General features: G+C 71.8%; 14 protein-coding genes and 1 pseudogene. 13 read left to right on the plus strand and 2 right to left on the minus strand.

Annotation, left to right across the window (positions count from 1 at the left end; all coding sequences use genetic code 11):
- Window positions 1–26 precede the first annotated feature (26 nt).
- Complete coding sequence (locus tag VA596_RS19495; RefSeq protein ID WP_323329141.1) at window positions 27–1,694, plus strand: ABC transporter ATP-binding protein; 1,668 nt, start codon at window positions 27–29, stop codon at window positions 1,692–1,694.
- Window positions 1,691–3,382 (plus strand): annotated as a pseudogene (locus VA596_RS19500) (ATP-binding cassette domain-containing protein); the annotation flags it as partial. The gene VA596_RS19495 and the pseudogene VA596_RS19500, both read left to right, overlap by 4 nt.
- Window positions 3,383–4,323: 941 nt before the next feature.
- Here VA596_RS19500 and VA596_RS19505 read toward each other — a convergent pair.
- Entirely contained in the window at window positions 4,324–4,737 is a 414-nt protein-coding gene (locus tag VA596_RS19505) for an acyl-CoA thioesterase (protein WP_323329143.1), read from the minus strand.
- Window positions 4,731–6,011, minus strand: coding sequence for a hydroxyacid-oxoacid transhydrogenase (locus VA596_RS19510; protein ID WP_323329145.1), 1,281 nt, complete (start codon window positions 6,009–6,011; stop codon window positions 4,731–4,733). Before VA596_RS19510 ends, VA596_RS19505 begins: the two co-directional genes overlap by 7 nt.
- Before the next feature lie 134 nt (window positions 6,012–6,145).
- Between VA596_RS19510 and VA596_RS19515 the strand changes: the two genes are divergently transcribed.
- From VA596_RS19515 to VA596_RS19565, 11 genes are all read left to right on the plus strand, one after another.
- Window positions 6,146–7,804, plus strand: a complete 1,659-nt coding sequence (locus VA596_RS19515; protein ID WP_323329725.1) for a thiamine pyrophosphate-dependent enzyme — start codon at window positions 6,146–6,148, stop codon at window positions 7,802–7,804.
- 215 nt (window positions 7,805–8,019) lie between these two features.
- Window positions 8,020–8,190 carry a hypothetical protein gene (locus VA596_RS19520; protein WP_323329147.1) on the plus strand — a complete coding sequence of 57 codons (171 nt, stop codon included), beginning with the start codon at window positions 8,020–8,022 and terminating at the stop codon, window positions 8,188–8,190.
- Between the two features lie 209 nt (window positions 8,191–8,399).
- Window positions 8,400–8,603 carry a cold-shock protein gene (locus VA596_RS19525; protein WP_013222289.1) on the plus strand — a complete coding sequence of 68 codons (204 nt, stop codon included), beginning with the start codon at window positions 8,400–8,402 and terminating at the stop codon, window positions 8,601–8,603.
- Between the two features lie 64 nt (window positions 8,604–8,667).
- Window positions 8,668–8,892: a heavy-metal-associated domain-containing protein gene (locus VA596_RS19530; RefSeq protein WP_323329152.1), complete on the plus strand. Its 225-nt coding sequence runs from the start codon at window positions 8,668–8,670 to the stop codon at window positions 8,890–8,892.
- A 248-nt stretch (window positions 8,893–9,140) separates the two neighbouring features.
- Complete coding sequence (locus tag VA596_RS19535) at window positions 9,141–10,175, plus strand: ATP-NAD kinase family protein (RefSeq protein WP_323329154.1); 1,035 nt, start codon at window positions 9,141–9,143, stop codon at window positions 10,173–10,175.
- Window positions 10,172–11,068 (plus strand): thiamine pyrophosphate-dependent dehydrogenase E1 component subunit alpha, encoded by an 897-nt coding sequence (locus VA596_RS19540; RefSeq protein ID WP_323329156.1) that lies wholly within the window; start codon window positions 10,172–10,174, stop codon window positions 11,066–11,068. The genes VA596_RS19535 and VA596_RS19540 overlap by 4 nt, the downstream gene beginning before the upstream one ends.
- Before the next feature lie 11 nt (window positions 11,069–11,079).
- Entirely contained in the window at window positions 11,080–12,084 is a 1,005-nt protein-coding gene (locus tag VA596_RS19545) for an alpha-ketoacid dehydrogenase subunit beta (RefSeq protein ID WP_323329157.1), read from the plus strand.
- A 103-nt stretch (window positions 12,085–12,187) separates the two neighbouring features.
- Window positions 12,188–13,450, plus strand: coding sequence for a GAF domain-containing protein (locus VA596_RS19550; protein WP_323329158.1), 1,263 nt, complete (start codon window positions 12,188–12,190; stop codon window positions 13,448–13,450).
- 66 nt (window positions 13,451–13,516) lie between these two features.
- The gene (locus tag VA596_RS19555; protein WP_323329160.1) at window positions 13,517–13,696 is read left to right on the plus strand and encodes a hypothetical protein; all 180 of its coding nucleotides are present in this window, start codon (window positions 13,517–13,519) and stop codon (window positions 13,694–13,696) included.
- A 10-nt stretch (window positions 13,697–13,706) separates the two neighbouring features.
- Complete coding sequence (locus tag VA596_RS19560) at window positions 13,707–14,828, plus strand: sensor histidine kinase (RefSeq protein ID WP_410171900.1); 1,122 nt, start codon at window positions 13,707–13,709, stop codon at window positions 14,826–14,828.
- Window positions 14,825–15,463 carry a response regulator transcription factor gene (locus VA596_RS19565; protein ID WP_323329164.1) on the plus strand — a complete coding sequence of 213 codons (639 nt, stop codon included), beginning with the start codon at window positions 14,825–14,827 and terminating at the stop codon, window positions 15,461–15,463. The genes VA596_RS19560 and VA596_RS19565 overlap by 4 nt, the downstream gene beginning before the upstream one ends.
- Window positions 15,464–15,558: the final 95 nt, after the last annotated feature.

Raw genomic sequence — 15,558 nt, forward strand, 5'->3', positions numbered from 1 at the left:
CGCGGTACCTCGTCCGAAGGAGTGAGATGCGCGGCTCCGCCGATCGGCTGCTGGCCCGGGTGGCCGGCCTCGATCGACCGAGACTCGCCGCCATCGTCGTCACCGCCCTGGTCGCCACCGCGGCCGGGCTGTTCCTGCCCAGTGCGCTTGCGGCCGCGGTGGACGCCGTGGTCGCGGGCCGCCCCAGCGGGCCCGAGGTCTCCTGGCTGCTGCTCGTCGGCGGCGCGGAGATCGCCGCCGACGTCGTCGGCGGCATCCTGACCACCCGCGTGACCGCGACCGCGTCCGCGTGGCTGCGCCGCACGTTCTCGGACAAGCTCTTCACCCTCGGCACCCGCTCGAAGTTCGCCGAGGGCGACGCGATCAGCCGGCTCACCGGCGACTGCGTCGGCGCGGGCGGCATCGTCACGATCGTCGTCCAGTGCGGCTCGATGCTGGTCATCTCGTCGGGCGCCGTGGTGCTGCTGGCGTTGCTGGACTGGCGGCTCGCGCTCGTGTTCCTCGGCAGCATCCCGTTCGGGTTGCTGCTCGCCCGCAGCCACCTCAAGCACACCGCCGACGATGTCCTTGCCTACCAACAGGTTTCCGGCGAGCTCGCGGCCCGGATGGTCGACGCCGTCGCCGGCCTCCGCACGATCGCCGCGTCCGGCACCGCCGACCGCGAAGCCGAACGGGTGCTGCGCCCGCTGCCGAAGCTGACCCTCGCCGGGATGGGCATCTGGCGCACGCAGGCCCGCATGGTCTGGCGCGCTGGCCTGCTCACCCCGGCGGTGGAGCTGGCCGTGCTGGCCGCGGCCGGCTTCGGCGTGCTCGACGGCCGGCTCAGCGTCGGCGACGTCGTCGCGACGCTCGGCTACGTCGCCCTCGCCCTCGGCCTGGTCACCCAGATACCGCTGCTCACCATGCTGTCGCGGGCGCGCGGCTGCGCCGAACGGCTCGCCGAGGTCCTCGACGAGCCCGAACCGGCGCCCGGCAAGCTCCCGCTGCCGCCTGGTGACGGCACCTTCGACCTGCGGCACGTCGGTGTCACGGGCGCGCTGGCCGAGGTCGACCTGACGATCCCCGGTGGCACGTGCGTCGCGGTCGTCGGCCGTTCGGGCGCGGGGAAGTCCGTGCTCGCCGGGGTGCTCGGCGGGCTGGTCACGCCCGACGAGGGCAGCGTCATGCTCGACGGACGTCCCCTTTCCCGGATCCGCCGCGAAGAGCTGCGCGCGGTGGTCGGCTACGCGTTCGAACGCCCCGCGCTGCTCGGCGCGACGGTCGCCGACGCCGTCGGCTACGGCACGTGGGCCGGCGAGTCCGCGATCCGCGGCGCCTGCCGGACCGCGCAGGTCGACGAAGTCGTCGTCCGCCTGCCCGACGGCTACCGCACCCCGCTGGCCGAGACGCCGTTGTCGGGCGGCGAAGCCCAGCGCCTCGGGCTGGCCCGCGCCATCGTGCACCACCCGCGCGTGCTGATCTTCGACGACGCGACGGCCAGCCTCGACACGGTCACCGAGGCCGCGGTCGAGCGCGACCTGGCCGCCGCGCTGCCCGGCCGGACGCGCGTCGTCGTGACCCACCGGGCCGGCACTGCCGCCCGCGCCGACCTCGTGGTCTGGCTGGAGGACGGCCGGATCCGCGCGGTCGCCCCGCACGCGGCCCTGTGGCAGGAGCCGGGGTACCGCGGCGTCTTCACGGAGGACGACGAGTGAGCCTGCGCCGGCTGTACTGGTCCGCGCTCACGGGGCAGTGGCGTGGTGGCGTCGTGCTGCTCCTGTGTTCGGTGCTCGAAGGGCTACCTGCTTTCTTCTCGGGACGGCTGGTCGAGCTGTCCGTGGATCGTGGTTTCGCCGTCGGCGACCCCGGGACCGGGCTCGGCTGGCTGGCGATGTTCGGCCTGGCCGCGGTGCTGGGCGCGTTCGGCTCGCGGATGGTCTGGCACCAGCTCGGCAAGGTCGTCGAACCGCTGCGCGACGCGCTCGTGACGGCCGTCGTGCGTGGTGTCCTGCACGACGAATCCCCGCCGCGCAACCAGCCCGACTCAAGCGGGGTCGCACGGATCACCCAGCACGTCGAGGTCGTCCGCGACGCGACCGCCGGGCTGCTGGTGCAGGCCCGCGCCATGCTGGTGACGACGGCCTCGGCACTGGCCGGGCTCATGACCGTCGCCGGCGCGCTGGTGCTCCCGGTCGCGGTGCCGGTGGTCGCCTCCCTGGTCGTGTTCGGTTGTCTCCTTCCTTCGCTGGCTCGTCGTCAGCGCGCGCTGGCCCTGGCCGACGAGCACACGGCCGCGACGGCCGGCGCCTCCCTGGCCGGGATGCGCGACGTCGTCGCCTGCGGCGCCGAGCCGATCGCCGCACTGGCGGTGTACGACGCCGTCGACGCCCAAGCTTCGGCGGCCGTACGGGTCGCGCGGTCGAGTGCCCTTCGGTCGCTGGTGATCTCGCTCGGCGGGTTCGTGCCGCTGCTGCTCGCCCTGTCGCTCGCCCCGAGCCTGGTGGCCAGCGGTGCGCTGACCGCCGGCGCGGCGCTGGGCGCGCTGGTCTACCTGGCCACGACGATGCAACCCGCGCTGCGCGGCCTCGCAGCCACGGCCGGCACCGTGGTGCTGCGCCTGCTGGTCGCGCTCCGCCGTCTTTCGGAGACGGCCGAGCTGCCCGACAGGCAGGACGGCACGGCGACCCCGCGCGGCGCCGACGTCCGGGTCCGCGCCCTGACGTTCGGCTGGGGCGCGACGGCCGAACCCGTGGTCCGTGGTCTGGACCTGGGGCTGCGGCCGGGGGAGCACCTCGCCGTCGTCGGCCCGAGCGGAATCGGCAAGTCGACACTGGCCGGCTTGCTGACCGGCATGCTCACACCGCAGGAGGGCCGGGTGCTGCTCGGCGGCGTCCCGGTCCGGGACGTGCCCGCCGCGCTGCGGCACGAGCTCGTGGCGCTGATCCCGCAGGAGGCCTACGTCTTCGCGGGAACAGTCCGCGACAACGTCGGGCTGTTCGCCCCCTCAGCCTCGGACGACGCGCTCACCGCCGCCGCCGCGGCAGTGGGCGCGGGAACGCTGCTGCACCGGCTGGGCGGTCTCGACGCCGAGATCGGCCACGGTGGCGAAGGCGTCTCCGCGGGTGAAGCGCAGTTGCTCGCGCTGGCCAGGGTGTACGCCGGTTCGGCGCGGTTCGTGATCCTCGATGAAGCCACCTCCCATCTCGACCCGGTGTCGGAAGCCCGCGCGGAGCGGGCCTTCGCCGCGCGGGGTGGTGTACTGGTGGTGATCGCGCACCGGCTGTCGTCCGCGCTGCGCGCGGACCGTGTCCTGGTCATGGACGGCCGCGAGACCGCGGTGGGCCGTCACGGCGACCTGCTGGCGAGGTCGCCGCGCTACGCGGAACTCATGCAGGCCTGGGCGGCGCCGGTGGCTGGAGGAGCAGCCACTGAAGACGCCCGGCCAGCGGTGACGGCCGGGACGGACTCCGCGACCGCCGGGGTGGTCGGCGCGGATTCCGCAGTTGTCGCTGCGGGTGGCCTCGCCAGTGCCGCGACCACCACTGCCGCCGGTCGGTCGGCTCGTGGCAGCGCGGCACTTGCGGCGGGCGGCCTTGGTGGTGCCGCCACAGTCGCTGCAGGTGACCTCATGGGAGGACCCGCGACTGCTGCCGTGGTAGGTGGTGCTGCCGCCGGTCGGTCGGCTGGTGACACTTCGCCACCTGCCGCGGGATGCCTCGTGGAAGGACCTGCGACTGCTGCCGTCGCCGGTAGTGCTGCCGCAGGTCGGTCGGCTGGTGGCGCCGCGGCACCTGCCGCAGGTCGGTCGGTTGGTGGCGCCGCGGCACCTGCCGCAGGTCGGTCGGTTGGTGGCGCCGCGGCACCTGCCGCGGATGGCCTTGCCAGTGGCGCCGCGCCTCCTGCCGCGGGTGGCCTCGTCGGAGGACCTGCGACCGCTGCCGGGCCGGCTGCCGTCGCCGGTAGCGCTGCCGTTGGTCGGCCAGCTGGCCATGCCACGCCACCTGCTGCGGATGACCTTGCCAAAGGCGCCATGCCACCTGCGTCTGGTGAACTTGCCGGTGGTGGCACGACAGCCGCTGCAGAGTCCGCCGATGTTCAGCCGCCGCGGCGGCCTTCGCCGGTTCCGCGTACCGCGCGGGCCGGCTGACCGCCTGTCCACTGTGGACATGTTTATGCCGTCCACGTTACCGCCGCCGAACCGCCTCGGAACCCCTCGCGGCGAATCTGTGGATAACTCGCCGATCTTGTCACCAGTTGTGGATAACTCGCGCCGGCCGCCGATTCTTGTCGGTGGGTTGGTGCATGATCGGAAGCATGAAGAAACGCGACCTGCCGGCGGGCAGGTCAGCCAGGCTGTAGTGCTTCCAGCGCTTCGCGAAGCTTGCCGGACACCGGAACCGGCCGGCGTGAGTCGCGGTCCACGAACACGTGGACGAAGTGGCCCTCCGCGATCAGCGATTCGTCGGTGGCGTACATGCCTATCTCGTAGCGCACGCTCGACTTCCCCAGGTGTGCCACCCGCAGGCCCACCCGCAACGCTCCAGGAAAGGAAACCGATGAGTGATACCCGCAGTGCGACTCCACGCACAGCCCGATCACCGCCCCGGCTTCGACGTCGAGGCCGCCCTGCTCGATCAGCCACGTGTTGATCACCGTGTCCATCAGCGAGTAGTGCACCACGTTGTTGACGTGCCCGTAGACGTCGTTGTCCTTCCAGCGCAACGGAACCGTCTGCCAGTGCGGGTAGCCGTTCACCACAGGGACACCGACTCGCGCAGTACGCCGGCGAGGTCCTCTTCGGAGGCCTCGCGGGGTGCGGTGGCCAGCAACCGCTGCTGCTTCAGGGTTCCCTCGACGAGTGAGTCCACATCGGACTCCGTGTAGCCGACGGCACCGATGCCGTCCGGGATGCCGATCCGCCGCATCAGGTCGATCAGCACCGCGGGCAGGTGGTCGGCGAAGTCGCCGGGCCACTCGAAGTCGGGCGCCAGCAGGCGGGCGACCCGCAGGTGGCGGTCCGGCGCCGCGTCGAAGGTGAAGCGGAACGCGGCGGGCGCGGTCAAGGACACCGCCATCCCGTGCGGCACCATGGGTTCGTCACCCGGGTAGCCGTCCGGGTGGAAATCCCTGACCTGCCCGGCGATCGGGTACGCGTTCGCGTGCGGGATGTGCACGCCGGCGTTGCCGAACCCGAGGCCCGCGAACGTCGCGGCCAGCGCCATGGCTTCGCGTGCCTTGAGGTCCGAGCCGTCGGCGACCGCGGCGGGCAGGGCCCACGACAGCAGCCGCAGCGACTGCTCGGCGAACATGTCGGCCAGCGGGTTCGCGCCGCAGTACGGCACGCGCTGCTCCGGGCGCTTGCGGTCGAACTCGGTGTACGGCTTGGCGGTGTAGCTCTCCGCGGCGTGGCACAGGATGTCCATGCCACTCGCGGCCGTGACACCGGCGGGCTGGCTGACGGTGAGCCGCGGGTCGACGACGGCGAGGGTGGGGCGCAGCCGCAGGTGGCTGATGCCGCTCTTGACGCGCAGGGACAGCACGTCCAGCACGCAGACGGTGGTGCTCTCCGAACCGGTGCCGGTGGTCGTGGGCACGGCGACGAGCGGCTTCAGCGGGCGGTCCGGCGCGCGGCCGCCGCCGACCGGGGCGTTGACGTAGTCCATGAGGTCGCCGTCGTTGCTGGTCAGCAGGTTCGCGGCCTTCGCGGTGTCGATCGAGGAGCCGCCGCCGACGGCCACGAAGGCGTCGTACGGGCCGGTTCCGCGGGCGAAGTCAACCGCCTTCTGCATGCTGACATCGGTCGGTTCGACGTGTACGCCGTCGAAGATCTCGGTCTCGATGCCGTAACCCGTGATGCCGTCGGCGATGCGGCGCGGCCAACCGGTCGCGGCGACCTGTGGATCCGTCACGACGAGCACCCGGTGCGCGCCGTACTGCGTCAGGTCGTAGCCGATCTCGTCGCTGGCGCCGGTGCCGTACTTCAACGCCGGTGCGCCGTAAGTAAAAACGGTTTCATGTTCGGTGGCGGCCAAGACTTCGGTCCTCGCTCCCTTGATCGGATCCAGTCGGGCAAAGCGGACATTAAGTCCATCCTTACCGGGTTTCGGCCAAGATCACTTGACTGCACTGAACGGTGCCCGCATAAGCTCTCCTCATTAGATACCAACTGGGAGCGACCGTCGCCCAGACGGCCGTACGGATCCTGACCGAGGCGCGCGTCCGCCGTGTGTACGCGGTGGTCGGTGAATCCTTCCTGGAACTGCTCGACGCGCTCCAGCGCGAGCGCGAGATCACGCTGGTCTCGGCCCGGCACGACGCGGGCGCGGCGTTCATGGCCGAGGCGGAGGGCAAGCTCACCGAGCGCCCCGCCGTCCTGCTCGCCAGCCGCGGGCCGAGTGCGGCGAGCCTGGCGATCGGCGTCCAGACCGCGTACCAGGACGAGACGCCGATGGTGGTCCTGCTCGAGACGCCGGCCGCCGAGCCGACGACGTGGGCCGCCGGTGACCTGCCGACGTCGGACCTGACGGCGATGTTCGAGTCGATCGCCAAGTCGACGTTGCGGGTGACGGACCCGGACAGCCTGCCGAGCCTGCTGGCGCACGCGCTGACGACGTCGCAGGAAGGACGTCCGGGGCCGGTCGTGCTCGGCGTGCCCTGCGACATCTGGGGCATGCCCTACGACGCGGCGAAGCCGATGGCGCGGGTGCGGCCGCCGGCGTCCGGGACGCTGGGCCGTTCGGCGGACGCCGTGGCGCAGCTGGTGGACGAGGCCAAGTACCCGGTGGTCATCGTCGGCGGGCGGGCTCGGGCGGCCCGTGACGAGCTGATCCTGGTCGCCGACGAGCTCGCGTTGCCCGTCTACAACGCCTTCCGGCGCCAGGACGCCTTCCCGGAGAACCACGCGCGCTACGCCGGTCACCTCGGGCTCGGCATCCCGGCGCGGCAGCTGGACGCCTTGGAACGTGCTGACCTCGTGCTCGCCCTCGGCACCCAGCTCGACGAGGTGACGACGCAGAACTACCGCTACCCGACGGCCCAGCAGACGCTGGTCATGGTGGGGCTGGGCATCGAGGTCAGCCCGCGGCGGCGGGGGCTGACGTTCCGGGTGGACTCCGAGGTCGAGCCGTTCCTGCGGGAGCTGCGGGCGGTGGCCTCGCCCCGGACGCGGCGGGCGTCGGCGGCGAACGCCGCGGTCCACACCTTCATGACCCCGCCCGACACCAGTGGGAACACGCGTGTCCACCCAGTGGACGTCGTCCGGGCGTTGCGCAAGCTGGCGCCCGAGGACACCATCGTCACCAGCGACGCCGGCAACTTCGCCCAGTTCATGCACCGCTACTGGTGTTTCACGGCGCCGCGCAGCCAGCTCGGCCCGAGCAACGCCGCGATGGGCTACGCCGTGCCGGCCGCGGTCGCGGCGAAACTGGCCGAGCCGCGGCGGACCGTGGTAGCCATGGTGGGGGACGCCGGGACCCTGATGACCGGCCAGGAGATCGAGACGGCCGTCCGGTACCGGGCGCCGGTGATGGTGGTGGTGTTCCAGAACGGCCTGCACGGCGCCCTCGCCATGCACCAGGCCCGCACGCACGGCAGGCTCTCCGGGGTGTCGATCCCGTTGACCGATTTCGCATCGTGGGCGCGTGGACTCGGGGCCGCGGGGTACACGGTGGACGATCGTGAGGAACTCGAGCCGATCATCGCCAGCGCGCTGGTGCGGCAGCGTCCGTGCGTCATCGACGTGCGCACGGACCCCGATGTGGTGACTCCCGACGTGCGGTTGTCGGCCCTGCTGGGCCAGGCGCGCCCGCAACCTCCCGCCCAGTAACGGTTTTGCTCTGTTTCGATCCGGGAAACGCCGGGAATGTTCAGTGGTAGCACGGCGTTGAGTCAGGTAATCTGGCCGTGTTCCGGTGGTGGTTCGCCGCTGAACCTTCCCGGCCGGGTCCCGGCGGGAAAGAACCGGGTTTCTGTCGGTGCCGCATGGCACCATCGCGGTCATGACCCGCATCGCAGCGGGCAGGGAACGAGGGGAGTTTCGACGTGGCCGATCACCAGCACGCTTCAGAAGCAGCTCGGAAGTCCGGCGTCGTACCGGTGCTGTTCAGCGCCAGCGCGGAGGCGCACGACGACGCCGTCGTCGTGGCGGAGCACGAGACTGCCTGGCGTTCGCCGTTCTCGGCCGAGGGGCTGCGCCCGGCGAGTGGCGAATAGCTCACCTCTCCCGGGTGAAGACGGCTTGTCGGCGCAGGTCAACCTGTGCTTTACTTCAGATGGTCTCGATTTTTGTGTTCGTGTTGAATCACGCTCGCAGAATCCCGCGGGCGTAGTGTCTCCTCGCCGAGGAAGCAAACCGTCCCCGTGCTGACCCGGGGTGCCGAAGTGGCTTCCTGTTTTTTTGGTGTTACACATGGAGATTTTTGATGACTCAGGGCACTGTGAAGTGGTTCAACTCCGAGAAGGGGTTCGGCTTCATCACCCCCGACAACGGTGGCGGCGACGTCTTCGTTCACTACAGCGAGATCCAGGGTAACGGCTTCAAGAGCCTGGAAGAGAACGCTCGCGTCGAGTTCGAGATCGGCCAGGGCCAGAAGGGCCCGCAGGCCACGTCGGTCACCGTGATCTGACTTTGATCTTGGGAAAGGGCCGTCACCCGTTCAGGGTGGCGGTCCTTTTCGTATGCTCCACACCATGATCGAGCACGGGTACACCGTCTCCGGGATGAGCTGCGGGCACTGCGCGCAGTCGGTCACCGAGGAAATCACCGCACTGCCCGGAGTGACCGAAGTGGACGTCGACGTTCCGGCCGGCCGGGTCGTGGTGCGCGCCGGCGTCGCACTGACGGAAGACGCCGTTCGCGGCGCGGTGGAAGAGGCGGGTTTCACCTACGTCGGCACGGCCAGCCTGGTGCCGTAAGCGCGGCTCCCGGTTGGACTGTCCACACTGCTCGGTCCCGGGTGACGATGCGTCGCTGAGCCGATCGGGTTGACGTCGACGTTGGGCCGAACGGCGGTGCGGAGGACACGCGCGAGCCGCCGGTCCTCCTTTGTGATCTTCGCCGCGCCCCGCTACGCCCCGCGCAACACTTGCAACGGCCTGCAACCCTTCCCTGCACCACGCCTGGAGGAGTCTCCTGGTACCCGAAGCGGAACCGGGAGGTCAGGTTGGGCGAAACGGTGGCGGGGATCGTCGCGAATCCGGCGTCGGGGCGGGACATCCGCCGGCTGGTCGCGCAGGCTTCCGTGTTCCCCACCGCGGAGAAGGCGAACATGGTCCAGCGGCTGCTGGCCGCGTTCGCCGTGACCGGGGTCGATCGTGCCCTCGTGTCCACCGATCTCGGCGGGATCTCCGCCGCCGTGCTGCGGGCGCTCGGGCGCGGCGGCACCTGGCCGACCGTCGACTTCCTCGGCGAAGACCCGCTCAGCGGCACCGCGAAGGACACCACCAACGCCGTGCGCCGGATGGTCGAAGCCGGCGCCGGCGTCATCGTCGTGCTCGGGGGCGACGGGACCGCGCGCGTCGCCGCGGCGGCCTGCGACGACGTCCCCCTGCTCGCCCTTTCCACCGGGACCAACAACGCCTTTCCGCAGATGCGGGAGGCGACCGTCGCCGGGTTGGCCGCCGGGCTGATCACCACCGGCCAGATCGATCCCGACCTCGTCACGCACCGGGTCAGCATGCTCGAGGTCGTCACCAAGGCGCGCCGCGAGATCGCGCTGGTGGACGTTTGCGTGTCCCTGAGCAGGCACATCGGCGCGCGGGCGCTGTGGGATCCGGCGTCGCTCACCGAGCTGTACTGCACCTTCGCCGAACCCGACGGCATCGGCCTCTCCAGCATCGCCGGCCAGCTCTGCCCGAGCCCGCGTTCGAGCCCGGACGGCGTCGCGCTGCAGCTCGGGCCGGTCGGCGAGACGCCGTTCGTCGTGCAGGCGCCGATCGCGCCCGGCCTGGTGCGCCCGGTCGGGGTGCGGGCCTGGGGCGTGCTCCAGCCGGGCGTGCGGGTCGAGCTCGCCGCCGCGGGCGGCGTGATCGCGCTCGACGGCGAGCGCGAACTCGAACTGAAGCTCGGCGAGAGCGCGTTCGTCGAGCTCAAGCCGGACGGCCCGTGGTGCGTGGACGTCCGGGCGGCCATGGCGGAGGCGGCGCGGAAGGGCTTGTTGCGTACGGAAACCGATCTAGGGAAGGAGCGTCGTCGATGACGGACACCCTGCGGGAGGCGTATCGCACGATGCGGACCATCCGGGCGTTCGAAGAGCGCGTGCACGAAGAGTTCGCGACCGGCGAGATCCCCGGGTTGGTGCACCTCTACGCGGGTGAGGAGGCTTCGGCCGCCGGTGTCTGCGCCCACCTCGACCACCGCGACACGATCACCGGCACCCACCGCGGCCACGGCCACTGCATCGCCAAGGGCGTGGACGTCAGGGGCATGATGGCCGAGATCTACGGCCGCCGGACCGGCTCCTGCCACGGCAAGGGCGGCTCGATGCACATCGCCGACCTCTCGAAGGGCATGCTCGGCGCCAACGGCATCATCGGCGGCGGGCCGCCGCTGATCTGCGGCGCGGCCCTGGCCGCGAAGCAGCAGGACACCGGCGGCGTCGGCGTGGCGTTCTTCGGTGACGGCGCCGGCAACCAGGGGACGACGCTCGAAGCCCTGAACCTCGCGTCGCTCTGGAACCTGCCGGCGATCTTCGTCGCGGAGAACAACGGGTACGCCGAGGCGACGTCGAGCGACTGGTCCGTCGCGTCGGACAACATCGCCGACCGGGCCGCCGGTTTCGGCATGCCCGGCGTGATCGTGGACGGGTTCGACTTCTTCGCTGTGCACGAAGCCGCCGGTGAGGCGATCGGCCGGGCCCGCGAAGGTGGCGGCCCGACGCTCATCGAGGTCAAGTTCTCCCGCCGCCGGAACCTCGACTGCCTCGAGCGGTTCCGCGCCCGGGTCACCGAGAGTGAAGAGCTGTCCGGAAAGGTCCTCGACGACCTCGACGCCGAAATCGCGAAGCTCATCGAAGACGCCGTCACCGCGGCGAAAGCCGCACCGAAACCCACCTGGGAAGACCTGGAAACCGACGTCTACATCTCGTACTGAGGGAGCGCGCCATGGCCCGCACGATCAGCTACCGCGAGGCGATCACCGAGGCGCTCGCGCAGGAGATGACCCGGGACGAGTCCGTGATCGTGATGGGCGAGGACAACGCGGGCGGCGTGAACGACGACGACACGCGGGGCGGCATCCTGGGGGCCACCCGGGGTCTCGCCGACCGGTTCCCCGGCCGGGTGCTGACCACGCCGATCTCCGAGTCGGCGTTCGTCGGCGCGGCGATCGGTGCCGCGACGCGCGGGCAGCGGCCGGTCGCCGAGCTCATGTTCATCGACTTCATGGGCGTCGGTTTCGACCAGATCTTCAACCAGGCGGCGAAGTTCCGCTACATGTTCGGCGGCAACGCGCGCACGCCGGTGGTGATCCGCACGATGTACGGCGCCGGGCTGCGGGCCGCGGCGCAGCACTCGCAGTGCCTGTACCCGATCTTCACGCACATCCCCGGGCTGAAGGTCGTCGTGCCGTCGAGCCCGTACGAGGCGAAAGGCCTGCTCACCCAGGCGATCCGGGACGACGACCCGGTGGTCTTCTGCGAGCACAAGGCGCTCTACGACACCAGCGGCGACGTGCCCGAGGACAGCTACACGATCCCGTTCGGCCGGGCGAACGTCGTCCGCGACGGGGACGACGTCACGATCGTCGCGATCGGCCGGATGGTCGCGATGGCCCGGCAGGCCGCGACCGAGCTGGCCGCGACCGGCATCGAGGCCGAGGTCATCGACCCGCGCACCACCAGCCCGCTCGACACCCGCACGATCCTGGAGAGCGTCGAGCACACCGGCCGCCTGGTCGTCGTCGACGAGGCTTCGCCGCGCTGCAACCTCGCGACGGACATCTCCGCGCTCGTCGCGAAGGAGGCGTTCGGCTCGCTGCGGGCGCCGATCGAGATGGTGACGCCGCCGCACACCCCCGTGCCGTTCTCCGACGCGCTCGAGGACCTCTACATCCCGGACGCCCAGAAGGTCCTCAACGCCGCGAAGGCGGTCGTGGACTACAAAAGGTGATCCGGGCCCTGTCCGCTTCCGGACAGCTTGGCGAGATTGTCCCCACCTACCGATCACCCGGCCGAAAAGGCAGACTGGGGGCGTCGAGCGCGAGGAGCGGTGGTTGGGTCAGCGGGACCTCGAGGCAGCGTTGCCGGCCGGGGCCGACCCCCGGCAGCACGCGCACGTCCTCGCTCGGGTGCACGAAGCGGCGGTGGCCGGCCGGGAGCTGCCCACCAGGCCACGGCCGGTGATCAGCGCGTCCTGGGAACGGATGCGCCGGCTCGGCGTCGACCCGGACGGCGTGCCCACCGCGCCCGTCCTGACCTTCGAACAGCTCGAAGGACGCCGTCGCGCGAGCGGGCTGGCCGAGGCGCTGCCGACGTTGCGCGGCGGCCTGACCAGCCTCGCCGAGCAGGCCGCGCACATCATGGTGATCGTCGACGCGGGCGGGCACGTGCTCTGGCGCGACGGCAGTGCCGCGGTCAGTCGCCGGGCCGACCGGGTCGGGTTCGTCGAAGGCGCCGACTGGCAGGAGGAAGCCGTCGGCACCAACGCGATCGGCACGACGCTGGTCACGCGCCGCGCGATGCAGGTCTACTCCGCCGAGCACTACGTCCGGGCCCAGCACTTCTGGACGTGCGCCGCCGCGCCGCTGCACGACCCGCGCGACGGCAGGCTGCTCGGGGTCGTCGATCTCTCCGGCCCGGCTTCGACCGTCCACGCGTCGACGTTGGCGCTGGTCGACGCCGTGACGCGGCTGGCGGAGACCCAGCTGCGCACCACCCACCTCACCGAGCTGGAACGCCTTCGCGGCTTCGCGGTGCCGGTGCTCGCGAAGGTCGGCGGGCCGGCCGTCGTGGCCGACGAGCACGGCTGGGTCGCCGCGGCCTCCGGGCTCGCGCCGGTCGACCGGATCGCCCTGCCGTCGGGGCTCGCGCCGGGCCGGGCGTGGCTGCCGGCGTACGGCAGCGTCGCGGTGGAACCGGTGCCGGGCGGCTGGCTGATCCGGCTGACCGAAGACGAGGTCGCGCCGCTCACCCGCGTCGTCCTCGACGTCCGGTCGCCCCGGGAGCCCGACCTGACGGTGACGAGCGGCGCCGGCACCTGGACGCACCGGCTGAGCCCGCGCCACGCGGAGATGCTGTACGTCCTGGCCAGCCGCCGCGACGGCCGCTCGGCGTCCGAGCTATCGCTCGACCTGTTCGGCGACGCCGGCCGCACGGTCACCGTCCGCGCCGAGATGTCCCGGCTCCGGCGGCACTTCGGCGGCATCCTCGGCGCGAAGCCGTACCGCTTCGCCGACGACGTCGAGGTGCTGGTCCGGCGGCCGGACAACGCCGAAGCCGTGCTGCCGCACTCGCTCGCCCCGGCCATCCGCGGCTGAACTCCACCCCCGGCTCCACCCGCCGACGGTCCCGGTCCACCCCGCTTCGTTCGTAGCGTCGTCGCCATGAACAAGTCGGATCTCATCCGCCTGGCCATCGCCAAGGCGACGGAACACAACCGTGGGGGAAAGATGACCGGGAAGACCGTGCTCGGGCTCGCTGTGGTCGGCGTCGTGGTGCTGGTGGCGTTCATCGCCTACCGGCTGATCCTCGTCGAGCTGATCACGAGCCTGACCCACAAGTAAGGGGGGAGTGTTGCCGAAGCGGCCGTTGCTGCCGGACACCATCGCGCCGTCGTGGCTGGTGGTGCAGCTGCTCGGCACGCTCTTCATCGCGGCGACGCTGCTGACCGCGCGGGAGCCGGATCCACGGATCTGGGCCTGTTACGGCGTTTCCGCGGCGTGCTGGCTGGGGTTCGTCGTCCTGGCCTACCGGCTGCCGAGGACGGCGGCGGCGCTGCTCGCGGTGGCCGGCGCGGTGCCGGCCGCCGTCCTCGGCTGGGCCGGGGACTCGTCGGCGATCGTGCTGTCCGTCGTCGCGCTGGGCCGGCTCGCGACGCTGGTCACGGTCGGTGTCGCGGCGATCGTCGGCATCGGCGTGGCGGATGTCGTGCTGGCGGTGACGTCGTCCGCCGTCGCCGGGACGGGCCTCGGGCTCGTCGATATCGGCGTGATGCTCCTGCTCGTGCTGCTCGGGCTCAACCGGCGGCAGTACGAGGTGCAGGCGAAACAGGCGGAAGCGCTGCTGGAGCAGACGCGGCTCGCGCAGGCCGAGCACGCGCGGGCCGCCGCGCTCGACGAGCGCACGCGGATCGCGCGCGAGCTGCACGACGTCCTCGCGCATTCGCTGGGAGCGCTGGGGGTCCAGCTCGAGCTGGCCGAGGCGCTGCTCGCCGAGAAGTCCGATGTGGACGGTGCGCTCGCGACCGTCCGGCGGTCCCGGCGGCTCGCCAACGACGGCCTGGCCGAGGCCCGCGACGCCGTCGCCGCGCTCCGCCGGGACGTCCTGCCGCTGGCCGACGCGCTCGCCGCGGTGGCCGCCGCGCACGCCCGTGACCACGGGGTTTCGGTGGCCTTCGACGCCGAGGGCACGTCACGGCCGTTGCCGTCCGCGGCCGTCGTCGCGCTGGTCGGCATCGCGCGCGAAGCGCTGACCAACGCGGGCAAGCACGCGCCGGGCGAGGACGTCCGGATGCGGTTGACCTACGCGGACGACGACGTCCGGCTCGACGTCACCAACAACCTCGGGGAGTTCACTCGAACAGGTGAAGGTTTCGGGCTGGCCGGGATGCGCGAGCGGCTCGCGCTCGCCGGTGGCACCCTGGCGTCGGGCCCGGAAGACGGCCGGTGGTGCGTGCTCGCGGAGGTGCGGAGTTGATCAGGGTGGTCGTGGCGGACGACCAGCAGGCGGTCCGCGAGGGCCTGGTCGCGCTGCTCGGCCTGCTCGACGACATCACGGTCGTGGCCTCGGCGGCCAACGGCCGTGAAGCGGTCGAGACGCTGGCCACGCACCCCGCCGACGTCGTGCTGATGGACCTGCGGATGCCGGAGCTGGACGGCGTCGCCGCGACCCGGCTGATCCGGCGCGACCACCCCGGCACCGCCGTCGTCGTGCTGACGACCTACGCCGACGACACGTCGATCGCGGACGCCCTGCGCGCCGGCGCCCGCGGCTACCTGACCAAGGACGCCGGCCGCGCCGAGATCGCCGCCGCCCTGAGATCCGCGGCCGCCGGCCAGGCGACCTTCACCGCCGCGGTCTCCGACCGGCTCGTCGCCGCGCTCGACGGCCGGCCCGCGCCGCGCGCCAAGGCCGAGCTGCCGGACGGCCTGACCGCCCGGGAGGCCGAAGTCCTCGGCCTGATCGCGCGCGGCCTGACCAACACGGAGATCGCGGCCGAGCTGTTCATCGGTGAGGCGACGGTCAAAACCCACATCAACAACGCCTTCGCGAAGATCGGCGCCCGGCATCGCGCGGAGGCCGTCCGCTATGCGCTGTCTCACCGTCTCTGAGATCACGTGCTGATGACAGCGGGCGGTGCCGGTGCCCGCGCGCGGGGCGACTCGGCTACCTTTCTGCGGGTAGCGTTCATGGGGAGGACTCGGGG

This window comes from Amycolatopsis heterodermiae (genome assembly GCF_034929455.1).
Classification (GTDB): Bacteria; Actinomycetota; Actinomycetes; order Mycobacteriales; family Pseudonocardiaceae; genus Amycolatopsis; species Amycolatopsis heterodermiae.

What these genes read in the sequence shown, in the direction of transcription:
- VA596_RS19495 (WP_323329141.1), top strand. Translation starts at nt 27, where the DNA reads ATGCGCGGCTCCGCCGATCGGCTGCTGGCCCGGGTGGCCGGCCTCGAT.
- VA596_RS19525 (WP_013222289.1), top strand. Translation starts at nt 8,400, where the DNA reads ATGACTCAGGGCACTGTGAAGTGGTTCAACTCCGAGAAGGGGTTCGGC.
- VA596_RS19530 (WP_323329152.1), top strand. Translation starts at nt 8,668, where the DNA reads ATGATCGAGCACGGGTACACCGTCTCCGGGATGAGCTGCGGGCACTGC.
- VA596_RS19540 (WP_323329156.1), top strand. Translation starts at nt 10,172, where the DNA reads ATGACGGACACCCTGCGGGAGGCGTATCGCACGATGCGGACCATCCGG.
- VA596_RS19545 (WP_323329157.1), top strand. Translation starts at nt 11,080, where the DNA reads ATGGCCCGCACGATCAGCTACCGCGAGGCGATCACCGAGGCGCTCGCG.
- VA596_RS19555 (WP_323329160.1), top strand. Translation starts at nt 13,517, where the DNA reads ATGAACAAGTCGGATCTCATCCGCCTGGCCATCGCCAAGGCGACGGAA.